Origin of the sequence: Neorhizobium tunisiense (assembly GCF_039631515.1) — a bacterium.
In the GTDB taxonomy this organism is placed as follows: Bacteria; Pseudomonadota; Alphaproteobacteria; order Rhizobiales; family Rhizobiaceae; genus Neorhizobium.
The window spans coordinates 269,330-290,292 of the sequence record NZ_JBDIUU010000002.1; the positions used below are offsets into that span (position 1 = coordinate 269,330).

A 20,963-nucleotide genomic window follows, 5' to 3' on the forward strand; every position below is an offset into this window, starting at 1 on the left:
GCCGGGAGCCAGCAGATACCAGGTCGCCTGCAAATCACAGGCGACATCTGAGGATTGCGGCATATAAGTTATGCCTAAAATGATCATCGAAGGACGCGGTCAGGTGCATGAGCGCAGATACCAGAGATCGAAAAGCTTTCTAGGCGCCAAGATCATCTTCAATGGCGATCATTCCGCCTTCGATTGCATCGTGAAGGAAATCTCGGCCGGCGGCGCGTTGATCAAGATCGAGAATGCCTTGTCCGTGCCGGAAAGCTTCGGTCTCGCCCTGTCGGATGGTCGACGTTTCGAATGCGAAGTCCGCTGGCGGCGGATCAATTCCCTCGGAGTAGAGTTCCTGACCGCTGCCTGATTGCCCGTCCGTTCACGCGCAGCCAGTGGTCAGGCTGCCCCTTGTGCGCTCTCGGAGGGTTCGTTCAGCCGCAACAATTCCTTGGCCGCAGTCTCATCGGTGATCAGCGTATGGCACCCGATCCTGCGGATCGTGGCGCGGATCGCTACCGCCCGGTGCGCACCGCCCGACGACAGCACGATGTGCCGGGCCTTTTTCAGCGTATCGAGATCCACCGACATCACCCGCTCGTTCAGCTTGTGATCGACCGAGCGGCCTTGCTCGTCCAAGAAGTTGAACATCGTGTCGCAGACGCAACCGGCCGCGATCAGCCGGTCGAGTTCCGCCTTGGAGATGAAGCCTTCCGACAGCGAGGTGGAATGCGGGCCGATGTCGCCGCAGCTCACCACCGCGAGATCGAGATTTTCGGCAAGGTCGTAGATCGTCTTCAGCCCGCATTCCTCGATCAGCGCCCTTTTGGTCTTGACCGAGTCGACCAGAAGCGGGGCGAGGAACATGTAACACTCGGCACCGAGCTGGCCCGCGAAACGCCAGGTGTAGTCGATCGGATTGGTCTGGTGTACGGCGACGATGCCGCCGAGCAGCGACACGACCTTGCAGTTCTTCCGCCGCGGCGGGCGAAAGCTGCCGAGCGAAGCGGTCATGGTGCGGCCCCAGCCGACGCCGATCGTCATGTCGTCCTGCACCACTTCGGAGAGGAACTGCCCGAGTGCGAGCCCGACCGAGCTTGCAAGCGCCGCAGCGCTATTGTCGCGCGGGGCCGGCACGACCACGGCCTCGTCGAGCTTGTAAGCCTTCTCCAGCCGGATCGCCAGCTCGACGCAGGTATCGATGCCTTCGCTGATCCAGATCTGCACCTCGGAGCGCTTCATCGCCTCGTCGAGCAGGCGGATCACCGTCGAGCGGCTCAGGCCCAGCCGTTCGGCGACATCTTTTTGCGTCAATCCCTGGTTATAATAAAGCCACGCCGCGCGCAGCCTCATGGAGGCGGCTTCGGAATAGGCGGTATGGGTCTCGCGTCTGAGCCTAGCCAACGGGCCTCCGGGACGATCTTGGACAAGTGAGGTCATACTTGTTCCAGCTGACACATATGTCAATTACGAAGGACAAATGTCTTGACTTTTTAACCGTGGCCGGGGGATAGTTCTCACCAACGCGCCGGAGGAGCCAAATCGCGCAACAGGCGTTTAGTTCTCCATATCGAGGAATATTCGGATGACGTCTAAACTAGAGCAGCTTCGTTCCATGACCACGGTCGTTGCCGATACCGGCGACATCGAGGCGGTCGCCCGCCTGAAGCCCGTGGATTGCACCACCAACCCGACCATCGTGCTTAAGGCGCTCGGCACGCCCATCTTTGCCGACAAGGTCAAGGAAGCGATCGCCTGGGGCCGCAAGCAGTCCGGCAATCCGGATGCCGTCGTGTCCGCCGTGGCCGACCGCCTGGCGATCACCGTCGGTGCAGCCCTGTCCGAGCTGGTCCCGGGCCGCGTTTCGACCGAAGTCGATGCCGACCTTTCCTTCGATACCGAAGCGTCGATCGCCAAGGCCCGCCAGATCATCGCCTCCTACAAGGAGCGCGGCATCGAGCGGGACCGCATCCTGATCAAGCTCGCCTCCACCTGGGAAGGCATCCGCGCCGCCGAAGTGCTGCAGAAGGAAGGCATCGACTGCAACCTGACGCTTCTCTTCTCCCAGGCCCAGGCGATCGCCTGCGCGGAGGCGAAAGTGTTCCTGATCTCGCCCTTCGTCGGCCGCATTCTCGACTGGTACAAGAAGTCGACCGGCCAGGACTATACCGCCGAGACCGATCCGGGCGTCGTGTCCGTCCGCGCCATCTACAATTACTACAAGGCGAACGGCATCAAGACGATCGTCATGGGCGCCTCCTTCCGCAATGCCGGTGAAATCGAAGCGCTGGCCGGCTGCGACCGCCTGACGATCAGCCCGGCTCTGCTCGACGAGCTCGACAAGGATACCGGCAAGCTGGAGCGCAAGCTGCAGCCGGAAACCTTCAAGGCCGAACCGCTCCAGTCGCTCGACGAAAAGTCCTTCCGCTGGATGCTGAACGAGGACGCGATGGCGACCGAAAAGCTCTCGGAAGGCATTCGCGCCTTCGCCAAGGACCTCGCGTCGCTGCGCCAGATGGTCAAGAAGGAACTGACGCTGGCCGCCGCGTAATATTTGCTTCCACCGCCCGCATGAAGAAAGGCTCGTCTCGCGACGGGCCTTTCTGTATTGGCGCAGGCTCAGGTCCGCCGGGATCAGTCCGGCTTTCTGCTGACGAACAGGCCGGTTTCCTTCTCCACCTCGAGCACGCCGTGGCCGCGCTCGAATGCGGCGGCGATTGCTTGCCGGAACGCGTTCAGTTGAGCCTCGTCCGCGCCATCGCCGGGCGGGTAGGAGGTCAGCGCGAGAAACACGTCTTCCGGCTCCGTGATCCGCATTCTTGCGGGATGCTGCGCAAAGGTCACCTCGCCGAACCTCGCACGCATCAGCTCCTCGGCCTTGTCGTATCCGAAGACGGCCGCGCTCGGATCGAACGGCTCGCTGCCGAACACGGTGGTGAGTTCGTAGATCCCGCGCATGTTGCCCATGCCATTGGTGGTGACGGCGAGAAAGCCACCGGGCTTCAGCACCCGGAACATTTCCGCGATTCCGGCTGCAGGATCGGGCAGGTGGTAGAGCATGTGCATGGCAATGACGACATCGAAGCTATCGTCCTCGAAGGGTAGGGCGGCAGCGTCCGCCTGATGGCCCGTGACCGACCCAAAGGGCAAGGGCGTGCAGCGCGAAACGGCCTCTTCCACCATTCCGGAAGACTGATCGGCAAGCGTGAGGTGGAGATTTTCAGGTATATCGTTGATGACGGAGGCCCAGAACCAGGCCGGGCCGCAGCCGATATCGAGGACGCGGTCACCCTCCCGGAGAGGCAGTTGCCGCGCAACCCAGGGAAACCAGCCGGTTTCGGCGATCGTATATTCCCTGTTGAGGCGTCCGCGAGCAGCGAGCTTGCGGCTGTCGGCATATTGAACGGCATTGCCCGAAGTGATCGACGACATGATGCCTCCCGCGGCGGCTCGCTTTGCGCACCAAATATCATATCCGGCGAGTTTGCAGTTTTGCAACGGCAGGTAATCTCCGGCGGCCGATTGCGACCGCCGGAGAGGTGTGGCGTGATCAGGCCGGCTGCGGAACCAGCTTGGCAGTACCCGGCTTGCGCAGGAGTAGGACGGAAACCGCGGCAATCATGCACATCACGCCGGCGATCTGCAGGGCTGGCATATAGGTGTTGAAGTCGCTCTTCAGGAACCCGGCACCGAAGGCCGCGGTGGCAGCACCGATCTGGTGACCGGCAAATACCCAGCCGAAGATCAGTCCGGCCCGTTCGCGGCCGAATTCGGCGGCGGCGAGCTTTACGGTCGGCGGCACGGTCGCCACCCAGTCGAGGCCATAGAAGATCGCGAAGACCGACAGCTCGACGAACGAGAATCCCGAGAGGGAGAGGTAGACCAGCGACAGGCCGCGCAGGCCGTAGAACCAGAACAGCAGCCAACGATTGTCGTAGCGGTCCGACAGCCAACCGGCGAAGATGGTGCCGAAGAAGTCGAAGATGCCGATCACCGCAAGCGTGCTGGCGGCGGTGACCGCAGCCATGCCGAAGTCGCCGCAGATCGAGATCCAGTGGGTCTGGATAAGCCCATTTGTCGAGAGGCCGCAGACGAAGAACGTACCGAAGAGAACCCAGAAGGTGCCGCTCTTCGAGGCGTGGCCGAGCGCGCCGATCGGCGAATAGAGCGTCGCCAGGAACTTGTGGTCCTGCTTCGGCGCCGGCATCACTGCAGTCTCGCCATAGGCGGGGAGGCCGACATCGGACGGATAGTCGCGCATCAAGAGCAGGACCAGCAGCATTGCGGCGGAGATGACTACGACCGTGAAGGTAAGCGCGGTGCGCCAGCCGTAGGCTTCCGTCATGGCGGCGAGCAGCGGCAGGAAGACGAGCTGGCCCGTGGCGTTGCTGGCGGTCATCAGGCCGACGACAAGGCCACGGCTCTTGGAAAACCAGCGGGTCGCGACCGTTGCGCCGAGGACCAGCGCCGTCATGCCGGTACCGACGCCGATCACCACGCCCCAGAGCGCCACGAGCTGCCAGACCTGCGTCATGAACAACGACAGGACAATGCCGCCCATGATCAGCGCCAGCGCGAAGGCGACGACCTGGCGGACACCGAAATGGTTCATGAAGGCGGCGGCGAACGGTCCGAGCAGGCCGAAAAGCACGAGACGCACGGCCATGGCCGAGGAGATGTCGGCGATATCCCAGCCGAATTCCTGGTGCAGCGGCTGGATCATCACGCCGGCCGAGCCCATGGCGCCGGCGGTCGCCAGCATGGTCAGGAATGTGGTGATGGCGACCACCCATCCATAATGCAGATTTCTGGCCGCCATCCATTGGGCGGCGCGATTGGAGATCATGGTCTGTCCCTTTCCTGGTCGTAGCCGCACCGGCAGCGTGATGAAATCGGGTATATACCCGCTTCTGGTTAAAAATCAGAGGGCTGCAAGCAGTTCCTGCAGTTGTTTGGTTTTCTCGGCCCCGAGCCGGGCCTCGATATCGTCCTGGACGCTGTCCCACAGCGGCGCGCCCTGTTTCAAGATCGCATGGCCCTGCGGCGCGACGGTGAGCATCGCTTCCCGCTGATCCTCGCCATGACCGATCGTCACCAGCCCCATGCGCTCCAGCACCTTGGCATTGCGGCCGACCGTCGAGCGGTCCAGTTCCACCTGGACGGCGAGATCGGTCAGCGAGATCGGCGCCAGCCGGTTGATGTTTCGCAGCAGGCTGAACTGCCCGATGTTGACGCCGAGCGGTGCCAGGGCCTCGTCGTAATAGGACGAGACCTTTCTGGAGGCTTTGCGCAGCAGGATGCAGTGACAGGTGTCGTTCGGCATGGAGCGGGTATATACCCGCGGTTCGATTTGCGCAAGAGGGGTGGATCAAAAGCCGGCCGTTCCGGAATGGAGCAGGCCGGCTGCGAGAAACTCCTCCGGAGGGTGAAAAGAACCTCCCGGCTTAAAGCTTCCTCAACAAGAATAGGCGACTATCCCGGCACTATTCCATCCTGTTGTTCTGCGTAAAATGGAGTTGAGCATGCCGGAGTTCGGCAAGTGAAGGGTCTGAAGTTCCGGTTTTCCAAGAAGCTCGTCTTCATCCTCATGGGCAGCATCGTCGTGCTCGGCGGTGGCAGCGGCGCGGCGGCCGTGCTGATCGGCACGGACAAGATCCTCGGCCCCTCCTATCTGGAGATCAACGGGCTCGAATGCACCGCGCTGGAAACGGTCAAGATCAAGCGGGACCAGCGTTACTGGGTACGCAAATATGTGGTGAGCGACGAGGCCGGTGACGGTCTGGCGCGCATCCGCACGGCCTTGCGCGTCGCCAAGGCGGTCCAGGAAAAGGAAAAGGCCGATCTCGTCCAGGTGGCGATGATCGACAAGGCCGGTCCCCGCGACCGCGCCCAGATGCGCGGCCGCGCGATCGGCGCCCAGGTCGTTTATATCCCCGACCCCAAGAAGGCGCCCGAGGGCACCGACGCACAGCCCTATTCGGCATACTACCTCGACGGCACCGCCAATTCGAACGGCGAATATTACGGCATGCGCGTCGATCTGCCGCTCGAGGATGTCGAGGCGCTCACCGCCCGGCTGACCGACCATGCCGATTGCGTCGGCCCAGTCGTCGCCACGCCGGAAGCCGAACACGGCCAGAAGCCGAAGGCGGACGGTCACGGCGCGCCGAGCGCACCCGCCGGCCATGGCGAACCGGTCGCCAGCGGTCATGGCGCCCCTGCAGACGGTCACGGCGCTCCAGCCGATAAGGTTGCGGCCAAGGAGAGCGGCGGCTTCTTTAGTTCCGTCACCGGCATGATCTTCGGCTCCGGGCAGGAAGCACCCGCGCAAGGCCATGCACCCGCTGGCAATCCTGCCGTCGCTGAAACCCATGCGGCTGCCCCGGCTGCTGCTGCCCCTGCAGCCGACGCGCATGCGGCGCCCGCGGCACCGAACAAGTCCGTTGGCAACAATCAAGCCCCCGATCAGAGCCAGGGCAACCACAAACCGGCTGCACCTGCCCAGGTCGCATCCGCAGAACCGAAAAAGGAAGAGGGCGGGTTTCTCGCCTCGGTAATGGGCATGTTCTCCGGTGGCGGGGAACAGGAGAAACCCGGCGCAGCCCCGGCCGCCGCCAAGGCATCGGAACCCGCGCCCGCGCCCGGCACGTCTGCGGAAGGCGGCAAGCGCTGGTCGAAGCAGACCGATGGTGACGCCGTTCGTTCCGACGCGAAGCCGCCCGAGGCGCCGCATGCCGAAGCGGCCCCGGCAAAGTCCGCCGGCGCCACGGACGCGGACGCCGCCGGTGCCGAATGGCTGGCCAAGCTCAGGGGCCAGCCGGCTCCGGCCGCACCCGCAAAACCCGCCCAGGCGGCGTCGGCTTCGGATGCGAAGGATCCGGCTGAGAAGGTTGTGCATTGAGAGGGGAATAAACCGAACTCTCCGTCGTCATCCTCGGGCTCGACCCGAGGATCCAGCACCCGCAGTGCCCAGCCGGTGGATCCTCGGGTCATCCTCGGGTTTAACCCGAGGACGAGGATGACGACCGTAGTGGCCTTGGTGGCGGAGGCGAACCCTATCAATCCGCCTTGGCGCGCCGTGCCGGGAACAGGATCACGTCGCGGATAGACGGCGAATCCGTCAGCAGCATGACCAGGCGATCGACGCCGATGCCGAGGCCGCCGGCGGGGGGCATGCCCTGGTCGATGGCGTCGAGGAACTCGTCGTCGAGCTGCTTTTCCTTCTCGCCGCGGGCATGCGCCTGTTCGAGCTGTTCGACCATACGCTTGCGCTGCTCTTCCGGATCGTTGAGCTCGGAGAAGGCATTGCCCAGTTCCCAGGCGTTGCAATAGGTCTCGAAGCGTTCGACGAGGCGCGGTTCGCCCGGCACTTCCTTGGCGAAGGGGGAGATGTCCTTCGGGAAATGTGTCACGTGGCTCGGCTGGATCAGCGTGCCCTCGACCTTTTCCTCGAAGATGAAGGCGAGGCATTCGCCCCAGGTCCAGTCTTTCTCGACCGCGAAACCGGCGGCTTTGGCGGCGGTGCGGGCTTCCTCGTCGGTCTTCATGGCAAGGAAATCGATGCCGGTCGCTTCCTTGACGGCGTCGGGCATCGGCACGCGCTTGAACGGCCCCTTGAAGGATAATTCCTTGTCCTGGAACTTCACTTCTGTCGTGCCGTGGATGGTCATGGCCAGCGTCGAGAACATGCGCTCTACGAGATCCATGATGTCCTCGTAGTCTGCATAGGCCCAGTAGCACTCCATCATCGTGAATTCAGGATTGTGCCTTGTGGAGACGCCTTCGTTGCGGAAGTTGCGGTTGATCTCGAACACCTTGTCGGTGAGGCCCGAGACCAGCGTGCGCTTCAAAAATAGTTCCGGCGCGATGCGCAGGTACATGTCGAGCTTCAGCGTGTTGTGGTGGGTCTTGAACGGCTCTGCGGTGGCGCCGCCATAGACCGAATGCAGCATCGGCGTCTCGACTTCCATGAAGCCGTCGTTTTCCATGAAGCGGCGGATGCCGGAAACGATGCGCGAGCGCTGCTGGAAGCGGAGCTTGGACTCTTCGTTGGTCATGATGTCGAGATGGCGCTTGCGGTAGCGCAGTTCGACATCCGACAGGCCGTGCCACTTCTCCGGCATCGGCAGCAGCGACTTGGTGAGCATGGTGATCGACTGGGCGTTGATCGTCAGCTCGCCGCGCTTGGTGCGGCGCACGACGCCGGTGATGCCGATGATGTCGCCGATATCGACCAGCGGCAGCAGGTCGCGCGCTTCCTGCGGCGTGGTGTCCTTGTGGGAGAAGATCTGCACCTTGCCGGATGCGTCATGGATATCCATGAACATGCCGGAATTGCGCGAGGAATAGACCCGGCCGGCGACGGTGACGATATCCTGCGTCTCGACGTCCGCTTCCAGGTTCTTGTATTTCTCGGCCAGTTCCGCATTGCTCATCGTCCGGTGGAAATGCGCCGGATAGACGTCGCCGATCTTGTCGCGGAGGATGGCGAGCTTCTGGGCGCGCACCTGCGTGGCGTCGGAGGAGAGGGCGGTTTCGGTCGTGTTGTTGTCGGTCATCGTTTTTCGCCTTTTTCGGGCAGGTTTATGTTGTTTCGCCGGTGCCGCTGGCTCGGCGTGACCCTCTCCCTTGTGGGGAGGGTCGGAGCGAAGCGACGGGGAGGGGTTTTCCTGAACTCAGGAAGAAAGGCCCCTCCCTAACCCTCCCCACAAGGGGGAGGGGACCCGTCGCGTATGCCTTTACTTTCCGTCGCCCACCATGGACGCCACCACCGTCGCCGCGACCTTCAGCCGCTGCCTGACGACCGAGCGGCCCAGCAGCGCCATCGAATCGAACAGCGGCAGCGAGCGCGACGAGCCGGACATGGCGATGAAGAGCGGCGGGGTGACGACGCGCAGCTTCTTGCCGAGCTTGTCGGCGATGGCGCGCAGTTCGCCGTCGATCGACTCGACATTGAACTCGATCATCTTCTCGAAATCGGCCTGAACGGTATTGATGATTTCCAGCGTCTCGGCCGGGCTCGTCTTCAGGCCGGCGAAGGAGGCCGGCGTCAGGCCGACATCGGAGGACAGCAGGAAGCCGGCGAGGTTCGGTAGTTCGCCGAGCTTGGAAATGCGGCTCTGCGAATGTTTCAGGCCTTCCGTCAGGCGGCTGTTTTCCATGGCCCATTCGAGCACGCGGGCGACGAATTCATCCGGCGACAGCTTTTCGCGCAGCCAGCGGCCGTTCAGCCAGTCGAGTTTCTGGATGTCGAAGATCGCGCCGGCCTTCGAAAGGTTGTCCGGATCGAACTTTTCGGTCAGTTCGTCCATGGTCAGCATCTCTTCGCCTTCGGCGATCTGGATGAAGAACAGGCCCAGAAAGTTCATCAGCGCTTCCGGCAGGTAACCCAGCGCGGAGTAATAGGAGATCGAGGTCGGGTTCTTGCGCTTCGACAGTTTCGACTTGTCGGCGTTCCGCATCAAGGAGAGATGCATGAACACCGGCTGTTCCCACTCGAAATAACGGTAGAGCAGGATATGCTTCGGCACAGAGGCCAGCCATTCCTCGCCGCGCGCGACGTGGGTGATCTTCATCAGATGGTCGTCGATGACGTTGGCCATGTGATAGGTCGGCATGCCGTCGCCCTTGATGAGGACCTGCATGTCGACCGAATCCCACGGGATCGAGACGTCGCCGTAAACGCCGTCATGGAAGTCGCAGGAGCCTTCGGTCGGGATCTTCATGCGGATGACCGAGCCTTCGCCGGCCGCCATCTTGGAGGTCACTTCCTCGGCCGTCAGGTTCAAGCAAAGACCATCGTATTTGGGCGGCTTGCCGGCGGCGCGCTGGCCTTCGCGCATCTGCTCCAGCCGTTCCGGTGTGCAGAAGCAGCGGAAGGCATGGCCCTTGTCGAGCAGCTGCTGGGCATAGGGCTGGTACATGTCCTTGCGGTCGGACTGGCGGTAGGGGCCGTATGGGCCGCCGACATCCGGGCCCTCCGCCCAGGTCAGGCCCGTCCAACGCAGCGCGTCCAGCACCTTCTGCTCGAATTCCAGCGTCGAGCGCGTCGCATCGGTATCCTCGATGCGCAGGATGAATTCGCCGCCATGTTTCTTGGCGAAGAGATAGTTGAACAGCGCGATATAGGCGGTGCCGACATGCGGCTCGCCGGTCGGCGACGGGGCAATGCGGACGCGGGGCTTCGTGGCGATCATGAAAATGCTCTGTCTCAAGGCGCGCGAATGGGCGCCAAGCCTGTTTTTGAAATGCGGATTGGCGCAGGCTTAGGCCATATTCAGTCGCGAGCGTCAAGGTTTTTGCCCCTGAACCCTTACCTTACCGGCCAGACATAGAGCAGTGCCGGCACGCTGACGAGGATGATCAGGAAGGAAAGCGGCAGGCCGAGGCGCGGATAGTCCGAGAACTTGTAGCCGCCGGGGCCGAAGACCAGCGTGTTGCACTGGTGGCCGACGGGGGTCAGGAAATCGCAGCCGGCGCCGATCGCCACCGCCATCAGGAACGCCTCCGGCCGAAAACCGAGATTGGTGGCGAAGCTCGCAGCGATCGGCCCCATGACGAGCACCGTCGCGGCATTGTTCAAAAAGGGCGTGACCGCCATGGCGGTGACGAGGATCAGCCCCAAGGCACCCCAGGCGGGGAGCGCCGCGGCCACCTGGCCGAGCCAACCGGCGATCAATTCGCTGCCGCCGGTGGTCCTAAGCGAATCCGAAACCGGGATCAGGGCCGCCAGCATGACGAGGATCGGCCCGTCGACCGACTTGTAGAAATCGTTGAGCGGGATCGCCCGGAAAACGACCATGCCAAGCGCCGCCGTGAAGAAGGCGACGGGAACCGGAGCGATGCCAACCGCCGTCGCGGCCATGGCAAGCGCTAGGATGACCAGCGGAATGAAACCGCGGCGGCGGGTGCCGAGCAGGATCTCCCGTTGCGCCAGCGGCAGTAGAGAAAAGTCCTGCAGCACCGCCGGCAGGTTCCTGCGGCTGCCCTGCAGCACCAGCACGTCGCCGGCCATCAGCGTCAGGTCGCCCAGCCGCTGCTTGAGCCGTTCGCCGTGGCGGCTGATCGCCAGGAGATTGATGCCGCGCGTATAGGCGAGCGCCAGTTCCTTGGCTGACAGACCTTTGAGCGACGATTCCTGGGTGATGATCGCCTCGACAGAAATCACGTCCGTCTGGGCCTGGCCTTTTTCCTTCAGCGGCTTGCCCGACAGTTTCAGCTTTCCGCCGGAAACGATCCGGTCGAGCGCCTTCGACGGGCCTTCCAGCATCACCACGTCTCCTTCTCGCAGTGTCAGGTCCGGAAACGGCGACATTCGGGCCGTGCCGCGCAGTACGGCGGTGGCCAGCACTTCGCCGTCGGCGTGCCTCAGAAGTTCGCTGAGCGGTTTTTCCAATAACGTTGAGCCGGTGGTCACGGAGACCTCGGACGTGTAGTTGGTGATCTCCACCGCCTCTTCGATCGAGCTGTTCTCCTTGGTGCGGTTTGGCACCAGCCAATGGAAGAAGAGCAGGAAGGTGATGCCGACGACCGTCAGGATCGCTCCCATCGGTGTGAAGTCGAACATCGTGAAAGATCTGCCGGTCAGCTCCTCGCGCAGCCGCGAGACGACGATATTGGGGGAGGTGCCGATCTGTGTCATCAACCCGCCGAGCAGGGCGGCGAAAGCCATCGGCATCAGGTATCTTGATGGGGAGGCGCCTGATTTCCTGGCGAACTGGAAGGCGACCGGCATCATGATCGCCAGCGCCCCGATATTCTTGATGAAGGCGGACAGAACCGCCACGGCGATCATCAGCAGTGCGAGCTGGGTGTGCAGCGTGTTGAGGTTCGGGAAGAATTTCTTGATGGCGCCATCGACGATGCCCGACCGCGCCACGCCGGCGCTGACCACAAGGGCGCTGCCGACGATGATGACGATGTCGTCGGAAAAGCCGGAAAACGCCTTGTCGACCGGCACGACGCCGAGCACGACCGCCAGTACCAGCGCACAGCAGGCGACCACGTCGTAGCGGAAGCGATCCCAGATAAAGACTGCCATCATGATGGCGATGACGGAAAACGCGAGGATCTGCTGAGTGGTCATGCCGCCCTTGAAGTCGAGAGGTCCAGCGGAAGGATCACCGCCGGCAGAAGGACAAGGTGGCGCTGCGGCGCCGTCTCGTCAATGCTGATGTGCGTTCGAAGTTCCGGCGCGCCTGCGGCGCCGGGGCGCCTGTCCACTGGACAACAGGGATCGCTTCGATAGGGTGTCGCGGCAAGGCGACCGAATTGTTTTGAATGGAGATTTATCGATGACCGATGTTTTGAACGTGCCGGTGAAGCTGGCCGACGGGCGCGAGACCACGCTTTCCGAATACAAGGGCAAGGTGATGCTGGTCGTCAACGTTGCGTCGAAGTGTGGCCTGACCAAGCAGTATGAGGGGCTCGAGAAGCTCTACGAGGACAAGCGCGGCGACGGTTTCGTCATCGCCGCTTTCCCGGCCAACAACTTCAAGGGCCAGGAGCCTGGCACGGACGCCGAGATCGTCGAATTCTGCCAGCTCACCTATGACGTCAAGTTCCCGATCTTCTCGAAGATCTCCGTCAAGGGCGATGACCAGCACCCGCTCTACCAGGGCTTGACGGGCTCCGGTGTGCCAACGACCGGCGACGGCCCGATGAAGGAAAAGCTGCGCGGCTTCGGCATGGAGATCGAGGACGGCGAGATCGTCTGGAATTTCGAAAAATTCCTGATCGGCCGCGATGGCGAGATCAAGGCTCGGTTTGCGCCTGATGTCGACGCGCAGGACAGCCGGCTGGTCGATGCGGTCGAGCGGGAGCTGGCGAAGAACTGAGAGACTCTCATATAGCCGAGGCCTCAATCCCGTCGATAGATGGAAGCGACGAATACGAAGGGGCGTGAACCGCCGGATGCCACGAAACAACCGGCGGCAATCCAACTTTCGACTATGCCGCTTCGGTGATCGCCATTTCCGCCGTAATGCGGTCCCACGGAACGGTGATGCGACCGTCTTCGTCCTTTTCGATCAGGCCGATTTCAATCAACGCGATGACATCCGCATGCACGCCGCGATAATCCCGCTTTAGGGAGTGGGCGAGCTGGCGGATCGACGAGGCGCCGGCCGCCTTCAGGGCGCGTAGAAGCCGCCATCGATTGGCGGTCAGCACCTTCAGGAGAAGATCCATGCTTTCGAAGGCGATCTCTCCTTGCTGGGCATCCAAATTTCCGGCATCGATCCGCGCAGCAGCCCTCGCAGCATCGTTGAAAAATGCGTCCATATTCGAAACGTGGATTCGAACTTCGCTCATGCCTTCATCTCCCGGCGGACATCGTCCTCGAAATCCCTGATCATGCGCTCAAGGCTCACGAAACGATAAGGTTCCTCGCGATGGCGATAGTGGCGATGATCGCCTTTGCCAGCCTCGTTGTCATAACCGATGATCCTCTCCCCTGGGTTTCCGAAGAAAAACGAGTATTTCAACCCATGTGGACGTTCCGGATTGCGATCGGGAAGCTGCCAGACCTTCATCTGGATGATCTTTCCATCATCCAGATGAAATTTCCGATCCATGATCAAGGTCGCTCGCGCCATATGATGATCTATATAGCATATGCTATGAATGGCCTCAACGAGGGCCGGCTCGACCCATATCGCGAATGGGAGACATCTCGGATAAGATTCGCTTGGCTCAATGCAGCGTCGTGCCGCCCGCCTTCTTCTTCTTGCGAGCGTTTCTCGCCACCATGTTGAGCACCTCGACGCCGGCGGAGAACGCCATGGCGGCGTAGATGTAGCCCTTGGGCACATGCACGCCAAAACCTTCGACGATCAGGGTGCCGCCGATCATCAGCAGGAAGGCGAGCGCCAGCATGACGATGGTGGGGTTCTTCTCGATGAAGTTGGCAAGCGGGGTGGCGGCGATCAGCATGACGGTGACGGCGGCGATGACGGCGACCACCATGATCGGCAGGTGCGGGGTCATGCCGACGGCGGTGATGATGCTGTCGATCGAGAAGACGAGGTCGAGCAGCAGGATCTGGCCGATCGCCGCGGCGAAGCTCATCTTGAGCACATCCTTGCCGGCGCCGACCAGGTCTTCCTTGTGATCGTCAACGTCGACGGAGTGGTGGATTTCCTTTGTCGCCTTCCAGACGAGGAAGAGGCCGCCGGCGATGAGGATCAGGTCCTTCCAGGAGAAGCCGTGGCCGAAGGCCTCGAAGATCGGGTTGGTGAGCTGGACGATCCAGGCGACGGTGCCGAGCAGGGCGAGACGCATGACGAGCGCCAGGCCGATGCCGATCTTGCGGGCGCGCTCGCGGCTTTCCGGCGGCAGCTTGTTGGTGAGGATCGAGATGAAGATCAGGTTGTCGATGCCGAGCACGACTTCCATGACGACGAGGGTGACGAGCGCCACCCAGGCGGCCGGATCCTGAACCAGCGTGACGATATCCTGCATCAACATTCCTCTCTTTCAATCGCAAGGCGTAATTGCCGTCCCGATTTAAGGACTGGAGACGCAAAGACAAGAGGAGGTTGCGCTACAACCTCCTGAAATCAGGCATGTTCTTTGGTTTTTACGATCACGGAATTGTCATGGACCCCATACGCCGCCATGAACACCCGGATCGCACCCGTCACGGAGCGGTCGAGTTCGCTGAATGGCGGCACGTCGTCGAGATCGCCGAACAGGCGGAACTTGAAGAAAGTACCACTCGACATGTCGATGAACTGGCGCGCCGCCAGATCCGTATCCTCGATCTTCAGATTGCCGAGCGCGATGTGGCGTTTAAGGAAATCCTCAAGAACTGTGCGTACGTTGTGAGACGGAGAATTGAAGAAGTGCTGACAGATGCTCGGCAGGCGATCGAGGACACCGATGACGGTGCGCATCGCACCGATTACCTGCGGAGAGGTGATATGCGTCGCAAATCCCATGCCGAAACGGTAGAGACCGTTCTCAACCTCTTCGCTGCCGGCGAGAATGTCGCGCATCCGAAGCGTGATACGCTCCCGCTCCTGCGCCACGATCGCGCCGAACAGGTCTTCCTTGTTCTGGAAGTAGACGTAGATCGTCCCCTTCGAAACGCCCGCCTCGCGGGTGATGTCGTTCATGCTTGCGGCGTCGAAGCCGAGCTTCATAAAGACGCGTTTCGCGCCGTCGATAATCTGTTCCCGTTTCGCCGGGTCCTCACCCGCTGCGAAACGTCCGGCGGGAACCGGATCGGACCTTTCCAGTTTCCTTGTCTGCCTGGCCATTTCGATGCCCTTTTTTAACCTTTTCGAACCGAGCGGTTCGATTGCTCTTGATATGTGTCATCGATGGGTCTATGTCAAGCTCGCTGAACCGATCGGTTCGATGGAATAAGACGCTCCCAAGACGGTAGATAGAAAATGACGTCCTCTCAGAATTCCGGCGCATTGCGCGCCGTGACGACGGAAAATGCTGGCCTTCCCAAGGCTGAGGCCCGCAAGGGCTCGCCGTCTGCGGAACAGCCCGCTACGGCCGAGGCGATTGCGGCTCCCGCGGTCGCCAAGGCGCCAGAAAAGAAGAAGCGCCGCGGCCTGCTGTTGCCTGTCATCGCGCTTGCCCTCCTCGGTGGCGCTGCCTGGTATGGTTACAACTGGTGGATCGATGGTCGGTTCCTGGTTTCCACCGACGATGCATATGTCGAAGGCAATATCGCGGTGATCTCGCCGAAGGTCTCCGGTTACGTCGCCAAGGTCAACGTTGTCGAGAACCAGGCCGTCAAGGCGGGCGAACCGCTTGTCACCCTCGACGACGGCGACTATCAGCTTGCCCTTCGCAAGGCGCAGACCGCGATCGAATCCGCCAATCTCGCTGTCTCCCGCATCGATGCGCAGATCGTCGGCGGCGAAGCGGCGGTGAAGCAGGCGCAGGCCCAGCAGGGGGCTCTCGAGGCCGCCGTTCGCGGTGCCGAGATCACCCAGAAGCGCGCCACGAGCCTGCAGGCCAGTGCGGTCGGCACCGCCGCGGCGCTCGACAACGCCGAGATTGCGCTCGAACAGGCCCGCGCCAACCTCGTGGCCGGTCAGGCGGCGGTCGCGTCGGCCCAGGCCAATATCGGCCTCCTGCGTGCCCAGCGCGACGAGGCGGTCAATACGATCCATACCCAGGAGCTCGCCCGGGACCAGGCCCAGCGCGATTTGAACTTCACGGTCCTGAAGGCGCCTTATGACGGCGTCATCGGCAACCTCTCCGTCCAGACGGGCGATCTGGTCTCGACCGGCAAGCGGCTCGCGTCGCTGGTGCCGCTGACCGAGCTCTATATCGAGGCGAATTTCAAGGAGACGCAGCTCGGCAACCTGCAGCCGGGTTCCAAGGTCCGCGTGCATGTGGATGCCTATGAGGATCACAACATCACAGGCACGGTCGTGTCGATCGCGCCGGCTTCCGGTGCCGTCTTCTCGATGCTGCCGCCGGAAAATGCGACCGGCAACTTTACCAAGGTCGTGCAGCGCGTTCCGGTTCGAATCTCGATCCCGAAGGAAGACCTCGAACGCCAACGCCTTCGCGCCGGTTTGAGCGTCGTCGTCGATGTCGATACCCGGACCGCGCCCGGCATCAGCGCCGTCGCTGCCAAGTAAAAAGAACCAAGGAGAGCGGCCATGGCAGGAGCAACGGCCACGGCGGGTCCGTCCCCTATGGCGATGCCGGCCGACCAGCCGATGGACAGACGCAAGCTCATCGCCTTCTTCGCGATGGTCTTCGGCATGTTCATGTCGATCCTGGACATCCAGATCGTCTCGGCCTCGCTTGCCGAAATCCAGGCCGGCCTTTCCGCCGGCTCGGACGAGATCGCCTGGGTGCAGACCTCCTACTTGATCGCCGAAGTGATCATGATCCCGCTGTCGGGCACTCTTGCCCGCATCATGTCGACCCGCATCCTGTTCTCCATGTGCGCGGCGGGCTTCACGCTGGCCAGCATCCTGTGCGCCACTGCCACGAATATCGACGAGATGATCGTCTATCGTGCCATCCAGGGCTTCATCGGCGGCGGCATGATCCCTTCGGTTTTCGCGGCGGCCTTCACCATTTTCCCGCCGTCGAAACGGAGCATCGTGTCGCCGATCATCGGTCTCGTCGCGACGCTCGCCCCGACGATCGGCCCGACGGTCGGCGGTTACCTTTCCAATTCCTTCTCCTGGCACTGGCTGTTTCTGGTCAACGTCATCCCCGGCATCATCGTGACTGCCGTCACCTTCACGCTCATCGACTTCGACAAGCCGCAGCTGCAGCTGATGAAGAAGTTCGACTGGTGGGGGCTCGCCTCCATGGCCGTCTTCCTGGGCGCGCTGGAATACGTGCTTGAAGAAGGCAACAACAAGGACTGGTTCAGCGACGACAAGATCGTCATCGGCACCGTCTTCGTCGTCATCGGCGCCGTGGTGTTCTTCTGGCGTGCCTTCAAGGTCGAGTTCCCGATCGTCGATCTCAGGGCGTTCGGCAACGCCAATTTCGCCTTCGGCTCGCTGTTCTCCTTCATCATGGGTGTCGGGCTCTACGGGCTTACCTATCTCTATCCGCTTTATCTCGGTCGCATCCGCCACTACGATTCGCTGATGATCGGGGAGACGATGTTCGTTTCCGGCATCGCCATGTTCGTCTCGGCGCCGCTGGTTGGGCGGCTGTCGAACAGTGTCGACCTGCGCATCCTGATGGCGGTCGGTTTCGGCTCGTTTGCGGCAGGTACCTGGCTGATGACCGGCATCACCGCCGATTGGGACTTCTACGAACTGCTGCTGCCGCAGATCCTGCGCGGGTTCGGGATGATGATGTGCATGGTGCCGATCAGCAATATCGCGCTCGGGACGCTTTCGCCGCAACGTATCCAGGGCGCGTCCGGCCTTTTCAACCTGACCCGCAACCTCGGTGGTGCGGTCGGTCTCGCCATCATCAACACCGCGCTGACCCAGCGCTCCGACGAGCACTACGCCCGGCTTTCCGAGCACGTCAACTACGGCAATCCGGCAGCGCTCAACTGGCTCGACAGCGTCGGCGCCAACTACAATTCCTTCGGCCTCGACGGCAGCGCTGTCGCGCTGCAGAAGCTCTCCGGCATCATTACCCAGCAGGCCTGGCTGCTTTCGTTCATGGATGTGTTCTTCATCCTGACGGGGCTGTTCGGCAGCCTTATCTTCTTCGTCTTCCTGATCGCCAAGCCGGCCCGCCCCGCAGGCGCCGGTGGCGGCGGGCATTGATTGGAGCATTCCACCGCCGGGAAAGGGGCCGCCACGCGAGTGACGGCCTTTTTCTTTGGGTGTTCGAGCTTCGGTGAAACACGTACCTCAAATTTTGATTTACGTACCTCAGAATTTCCGCTAACACGGTCGGCGGAGGAGTTCATGAAGCCCACAGTCCACGACATCGCGAAGATCGCCGGCGTCAGCCTTGCGACTGTCGACCGGGTTCTCAACGGCCGGCCAGGCGTGCGTTCCGTCACCCGTGGCAAGGTCGAGGATGCGATCATTTCGCTCGGTTACGTACGAGATCTCGCCGCCGCCAATCTTGCCAAAAGCCGGACCTATTCCTTCGTCTTCATCCTGCCGGCCAACGACAACTCCTTCATGATCAGCTTGCATGAGGAAGTGCGTGGCGCGGTTGCCCGTTCGAGCGCCGAACGCACCGATATCCGCATCGTCGACGTGCCGCCTTTCGATCCGGGCGCGCTGGTTGCGGCGCTTGAAACCGTGCTTGCCGAAAAGCCGGCCGGCGTCGCCTTCGTCGCCATCGATGCGCCGGAAGTCCGCGCCGTTGCCGAGCGCCTGCGGCAGGCAGGGATCCCGATGGTGACTTTGGTCTCCGATCTGCCGGATTCCTCCCGCGACCACTATGCGGGCATCGACAATATCGCCGCCGGCCGCACCGCCGGCAGCCTGATGGGACGGTTCCTCAGCGGCCCTCTCCTCGGCGAACGAGGGGCAACCGTCGCGGTACTTGCCGGCTCCATGCTGGTACGCGACCACCGCGAGCGGCTGGAGGGGTTCTCGACCGTCATCGCCCAAGCCTATCCGAACGTCCATATCCTGCCCGTCCTCGAAGGCCGTGACGATCCGGGGCTCTCCGAGACGATGGTTGCGGAGGCGCTGCGCCGCACTGCGGACATCGCCGGCATCTACAGTCTCGGTGCCGGCAACCGCGGCCTCATCCGCGCGCTGCAGAAGGCGCACGGCCCTCGCCGGCCGCTCGTCATCGCTCATGAACTGACCGCCTCGACCCGCGCCGCACTTGCCGACGGCGTCATCGACGCGGTCCTGAACCAGGATGCGGGCCACGAAGTCAGAAGCGCGATCCGCGTGCTGAAAGCCAAGGCCGACGGCCTGCCGGTGCTCGCCGCCCAGGAACGCATCCGCATCGACATATTCTTGAAAGACAATCTGCCCTGAAGGGCAGAGCATTAGGAGAAACACCATGTATCTCGGTCTCGATCTCGGCACTTCGGGCGTCAAGGCGATGCTGATCGACGGCGATCAGAAGATCATCGGTTCGGCGAGCGGCTCGCTCGATGTCTCGCGTCCGCATTCCGGTTGGTCGGAGCAGGATCCTGCCCACTGGATCCGCGCCACTGAAGAAGCAGTCGCCGGTCTCAAGGCAAAATTCCCGAAGGAGCTTGCTGCCGTGAAGGGCATCGGCCTTTCCGGCCAGATGCATGGTGCAACGCTGCTGGATGCCGATGACAAGGTGCTACGACCCTGCATCCTCTGGAACGACACGCGTTCCCATGCGGAAGCCGCAGCCCTCGATGCGAACCCGATCTTTCGCAAGCTCACCGGCAATATCGTGTTCCCCGGCTTTACCGCGCCGAAGCTCGTCTGGGTCGCGAAAAACGAGCCTGACATCTTCGCGAAGGTCGCCAAGGTGCTGCTGCCAAAGGATTACCTGCGTCTCTGGCTGGCCGGCGAGCACATTTCCGAAATGTCGGATTCGGCCGGCACGTCCTGGCTCGATACCGGCGCCCGCAAGTGGTCGTCGGAACTGCTTTCGGCCACGGGCCTTGCCGAAAGCCAGATGCCGTCGCTGGCCGAAGGCACCGAACAGGCCGGCAAGCTGCGCGGCGAATTGTCCTACAAATGGGGCATGGGCGAGGGCGTCGTGATCGCCGGCGGGGCAGGGGACAATGCGGCGTCCGCCTGCGGCATGGGCACGGTCGCGGAAGGCCAGGCCTTCGTGTCGCTCGGCACGTCCGGCGTGCTGTTTGCCGCCAACGCCTCGTACCTGCCGAAACCGGAAAGCGCCGTGCATGCCTTCTGCCATGCACTGCCGAAAACCTGGCACCAGATGGGCGTCATCCTGTCGGCGACCGACGCGCTCAACTGGTATTCGCAGATTGCCGGCAAGACGGCCGCCGAACTCACCCAGGAACTCGGCAACACGCTGAAGGCACCCTCCGGCGTCACCTTCCTGCCCTATCTCTCCGGCGAGCGCACGCCGCACAACGATGCGGCCATCCGCGGCGCTTTCATCGGCCTGGAACACGAGAGCAGCCGGTCGGTACTAACCCAGGCGGTGCTCGAAGGGGTGACTTTCGCGATCAGGGACAATCTCGAAGCCCTGAAATCCGCCGGCACCTCGATTTCCCGCGTCACCGCGATCGGCGGCGGCTCGCGTTCACGCTACTGGCTGCAGTCGATCGCCACGTCGCTCGGGGTTCCGGTCGATATTCCGGCGGACGGCGATTTCGGAGCTGCCTTCGGCGCGGCACGTTTGGGCCTCATCGCCGCCACCGGCGCCGACCCGCTTTCCGTCTGCTCGGCACCGAAAACGGAGGAGACGATCGAGCCGGTCCCGGCTCTCCTGGAGGCATACGACACTGCATACGCCCGCTACCGGGCGCTCTATCCGGCGATCAGGTCGCTGGCGCATCGAACATGAGGCGCCCCCTCATCCGCCTGCCGGCACCTTCTCCCCGAGGGGAGAAGAGGTTCGCGGCGGCGCCTCAGTTCCCTTCTCCCCTCGGG

Annotated in this window: 19 protein-coding genes; 8 read left to right on the forward strand and 11 right to left on the reverse strand. The window is 62.5% G+C overall.

All coding sequences use genetic code 11. The annotated features are described in order from the left end of the window. Window positions 1-79 precede the first annotated feature (79 nt). Window positions 80-352 (forward strand): PilZ domain-containing protein, encoded by a 273-nt coding sequence (locus tag ABCW43_RS10370; protein WP_345923884.1) that lies wholly within the window; start codon window positions 80-82, stop codon window positions 350-352. Window positions 353-381: 29 nt separating this feature from the next. Here the strand turns inward: ABCW43_RS10370 and ABCW43_RS10375 are convergent, their stop codons facing one another. Then, window positions 382-1,335 (reverse strand): sugar-binding transcriptional regulator, encoded by a 954-nt coding sequence (locus ABCW43_RS10375; protein ID WP_445738940.1) that lies wholly within the window; start codon window positions 1,333-1,335, stop codon window positions 382-384. Window positions 1,336-1,567: 232 nt separating this feature from the next. On the opposite strand from ABCW43_RS10375, the gene tal reads away from it, so the two are divergent. Further along, on the forward strand, window positions 1,568-2,533 hold the full coding sequence (tal, locus tag ABCW43_RS10380) for a transaldolase (protein ID WP_345923888.1): 966 nt from the start codon (window positions 1,568-1,570) through the stop codon (window positions 2,531-2,533). Between the two features lie 83 nt (window positions 2,534-2,616). Here the strand turns inward: tal and ABCW43_RS10385 are convergent, their stop codons facing one another. The 3 genes from ABCW43_RS10385 to ABCW43_RS10395 all read right to left on the reverse strand — a co-directional run bounded on the left by ABCW43_RS10385 (window position 2,617) and on the right by ABCW43_RS10395 (window position 5,305). Beyond that, a complete protein-coding gene (locus ABCW43_RS10385; RefSeq protein ID WP_345923891.1) occupies window positions 2,617-3,414 on the reverse strand; it encodes a class I SAM-dependent methyltransferase in 798 nt (265 codons plus the stop codon). Between the two features lie 118 nt (window positions 3,415-3,532). Beyond that, window positions 3,533-4,828: an MFS transporter gene (locus tag ABCW43_RS10390; RefSeq protein WP_345923893.1), complete on the reverse strand. Its 1,296-nt coding sequence runs from the start codon at window positions 4,826-4,828 to the stop codon at window positions 3,533-3,535. A gap of 75 nt (window positions 4,829-4,903) precedes the next feature. After that, complete coding sequence (locus ABCW43_RS10395) at window positions 4,904-5,305, reverse strand: MarR family winged helix-turn-helix transcriptional regulator (RefSeq protein WP_345923895.1); 402 nt, start codon at window positions 5,303-5,305, stop codon at window positions 4,904-4,906. Between the two features lie 216 nt (window positions 5,306-5,521). Between ABCW43_RS10395 and ABCW43_RS10400 the strand changes: the two genes are divergently transcribed. After that, window positions 5,522-6,883, forward strand: coding sequence for a hypothetical protein (locus ABCW43_RS10400; RefSeq protein WP_345923897.1), 1,362 nt, complete (start codon window positions 5,522-5,524; stop codon window positions 6,881-6,883). A gap of 157 nt (window positions 6,884-7,040) precedes the next feature. On the opposite strand, the gene lysS is transcribed toward ABCW43_RS10400, so the two are convergent. The 3 genes from lysS to ABCW43_RS10415 all read right to left on the reverse strand — a co-directional run bounded on the left by lysS (window position 7,041) and on the right by ABCW43_RS10415 (window position 12,067). Continuing rightward, window positions 7,041-8,540: a lysine--tRNA ligase gene (gene lysS, locus ABCW43_RS10405; protein WP_345923899.1), complete on the reverse strand. Its 1,500-nt coding sequence runs from the start codon at window positions 8,538-8,540 to the stop codon at window positions 7,041-7,043. A gap of 180 nt (window positions 8,541-8,720) precedes the next feature. After that, window positions 8,721-10,178 carry a glutamate--tRNA ligase gene (gltX, locus tag ABCW43_RS10410; RefSeq protein ID WP_345923901.1) on the reverse strand — a complete coding sequence of 486 codons (1,458 nt, stop codon included), beginning with the start codon at window positions 10,176-10,178 and terminating at the stop codon, window positions 8,721-8,723. Between the two features lie 116 nt (window positions 10,179-10,294). Then, on the reverse strand, window positions 10,295-12,067 hold the full coding sequence (locus ABCW43_RS10415; protein ID WP_345923902.1) for an SLC13 family permease: 1,773 nt from the start codon (window positions 12,065-12,067) through the stop codon (window positions 10,295-10,297). A gap of 208 nt (window positions 12,068-12,275) precedes the next feature. Here ABCW43_RS10415 and ABCW43_RS10420 point away from each other — a divergent pair, with 208 nt between their 5' ends. Further along, window positions 12,276-12,818 carry a glutathione peroxidase gene (locus tag ABCW43_RS10420; RefSeq protein ID WP_345923904.1) on the forward strand — a complete coding sequence of 181 codons (543 nt, stop codon included), beginning with the start codon at window positions 12,276-12,278 and terminating at the stop codon, window positions 12,816-12,818. 112 nt (window positions 12,819-12,930) lie between these two features. On the opposite strand, the gene ABCW43_RS10425 is transcribed toward ABCW43_RS10420, so the two are convergent. The 4 genes from ABCW43_RS10425 to ABCW43_RS10440 form a co-directional block, all read right to left on the reverse strand. Further along, complete coding sequence (locus tag ABCW43_RS10425; RefSeq protein ID WP_345923906.1) at window positions 12,931-13,293, reverse strand: HVO_A0114 family putative DNA-binding protein; 363 nt, start codon at window positions 13,291-13,293, stop codon at window positions 12,931-12,933. Continuing rightward, window positions 13,290-13,556 carry a toxin-antitoxin system TumE family protein gene (locus ABCW43_RS10430; protein ID WP_345923908.1) on the reverse strand — a complete coding sequence of 89 codons (267 nt, stop codon included), beginning with the start codon at window positions 13,554-13,556 and terminating at the stop codon, window positions 13,290-13,292. Before ABCW43_RS10430 ends, ABCW43_RS10425 begins: the two co-directional genes overlap by 4 nt. A 118-nt stretch (window positions 13,557-13,674) precedes the next feature. Next, the gene (locus ABCW43_RS10435) at window positions 13,675-14,442 is read right to left on the reverse strand and encodes a TerC family protein (RefSeq protein WP_345923910.1); all 768 of its coding nucleotides are present in this window, start codon (window positions 14,440-14,442) and stop codon (window positions 13,675-13,677) included. Between the two features lie 98 nt (window positions 14,443-14,540). Then, window positions 14,541-15,242: a TetR/AcrR family transcriptional regulator gene (locus tag ABCW43_RS10440; protein WP_345923912.1), complete on the reverse strand. Its 702-nt coding sequence runs from the start codon at window positions 15,240-15,242 to the stop codon at window positions 14,541-14,543. A 135-nt stretch (window positions 15,243-15,377) separates the two neighbouring features. Here ABCW43_RS10440 and ABCW43_RS10445 point away from each other — a divergent pair, with 135 nt between their 5' ends. From ABCW43_RS10445 to xylB, 4 genes are all read left to right on the forward strand, one after another. Next, window positions 15,378-16,592: an HlyD family secretion protein gene (locus tag ABCW43_RS10445; RefSeq protein WP_345923914.1), complete on the forward strand. Its 1,215-nt coding sequence runs from the start codon at window positions 15,378-15,380 to the stop codon at window positions 16,590-16,592. Window positions 16,593-16,613: 21 nt separating this feature from the next. After that, on the forward strand, window positions 16,614-18,206 hold the full coding sequence (locus tag ABCW43_RS10450; protein WP_345923916.1) for a DHA2 family efflux MFS transporter permease subunit: 1,593 nt from the start codon (window positions 16,614-16,616) through the stop codon (window positions 18,204-18,206). Between the two features lie 144 nt (window positions 18,207-18,350). Continuing rightward, a complete protein-coding gene (locus tag ABCW43_RS10455; protein WP_345923918.1) occupies window positions 18,351-19,391 on the forward strand; it encodes a LacI family DNA-binding transcriptional regulator in 1,041 nt (346 codons plus the stop codon). A 25-nt stretch (window positions 19,392-19,416) separates the two neighbouring features. After that, a complete protein-coding gene (gene xylB, locus ABCW43_RS10460) occupies window positions 19,417-20,877 on the forward strand; it encodes a xylulokinase (RefSeq protein WP_345923920.1) in 1,461 nt (486 codons plus the stop codon). Window positions 20,878-20,963 lie beyond the last annotated feature (86 nt).

Excerpts from the sequence above, each read along its gene's own strand:
- ABCW43_RS10415 (WP_345923902.1), bottom strand. The coding sequence starts at position 12,067 with ATGACCACTCAGCAGATCCTCGCGTTTTCCGTCATCGCCATCATGATG.
- ABCW43_RS10385 (WP_345923891.1), bottom strand. The coding sequence starts at position 3,414 with ATGTCGTCGATCACTTCGGGCAATGCCGTTCAATATGCCGACAGCCGC.
- tal (WP_345923888.1), top strand. The coding sequence starts at position 1,568 with ATGACGTCTAAACTAGAGCAGCTTCGTTCCATGACCACGGTCGTTGCC.
- ABCW43_RS10395 (WP_345923895.1), bottom strand. The coding sequence starts at position 5,305 with ATGCCGAACGACACCTGTCACTGCATCCTGCTGCGCAAAGCCTCCAGA.
- ABCW43_RS10450 (WP_345923916.1), top strand. The coding sequence starts at position 16,614 with ATGGCAGGAGCAACGGCCACGGCGGGTCCGTCCCCTATGGCGATGCCG.
- ABCW43_RS10390 (WP_345923893.1), bottom strand. The coding sequence starts at position 4,828 with ATGATCTCCAATCGCGCCGCCCAATGGATGGCGGCCAGAAATCTGCAT.
- ABCW43_RS10375 (WP_445738940.1), bottom strand. The coding sequence starts at position 1,335 with ATGAGGCTGCGCGCGGCGTGGCTTTATTATAACCAGGGATTGACGCAA.
- ABCW43_RS10430 (WP_345923908.1), bottom strand. The coding sequence starts at position 13,556 with ATGGATCGGAAATTTCATCTGGATGATGGAAAGATCATCCAGATGAAG.
- gltX (WP_345923901.1), bottom strand. The coding sequence starts at position 10,178 with ATGATCGCCACGAAGCCCCGCGTCCGCATTGCCCCGTCGCCGACCGGC.
- xylB (WP_345923920.1), top strand. The coding sequence starts at position 19,417 with ATGTATCTCGGTCTCGATCTCGGCACTTCGGGCGTCAAGGCGATGCTG.
- ABCW43_RS10420 (WP_345923904.1), top strand. The coding sequence starts at position 12,276 with ATGACCGATGTTTTGAACGTGCCGGTGAAGCTGGCCGACGGGCGCGAG.
- lysS (WP_345923899.1), bottom strand. The coding sequence starts at position 8,540 with ATGACCGACAACAACACGACCGAAACCGCCCTCTCCTCCGACGCCACG.
- ABCW43_RS10370 (WP_345923884.1), top strand. The coding sequence starts at position 80 with ATGATCATCGAAGGACGCGGTCAGGTGCATGAGCGCAGATACCAGAGA.
- ABCW43_RS10435 (WP_345923910.1), bottom strand. The coding sequence starts at position 14,442 with ATGCAGGATATCGTCACGCTGGTTCAGGATCCGGCCGCCTGGGTGGCG.
- ABCW43_RS10445 (WP_345923914.1), top strand. The coding sequence starts at position 15,378 with ATGACGTCCTCTCAGAATTCCGGCGCATTGCGCGCCGTGACGACGGAA.
- ABCW43_RS10455 (WP_345923918.1), top strand. The coding sequence starts at position 18,351 with ATGAAGCCCACAGTCCACGACATCGCGAAGATCGCCGGCGTCAGCCTT.
- ABCW43_RS10425 (WP_345923906.1), bottom strand. The coding sequence starts at position 13,293 with ATGAGCGAAGTTCGAATCCACGTTTCGAATATGGACGCATTTTTCAAC.
- ABCW43_RS10440 (WP_345923912.1), bottom strand. The coding sequence starts at position 15,242 with ATGGCCAGGCAGACAAGGAAACTGGAAAGGTCCGATCCGGTTCCCGCC.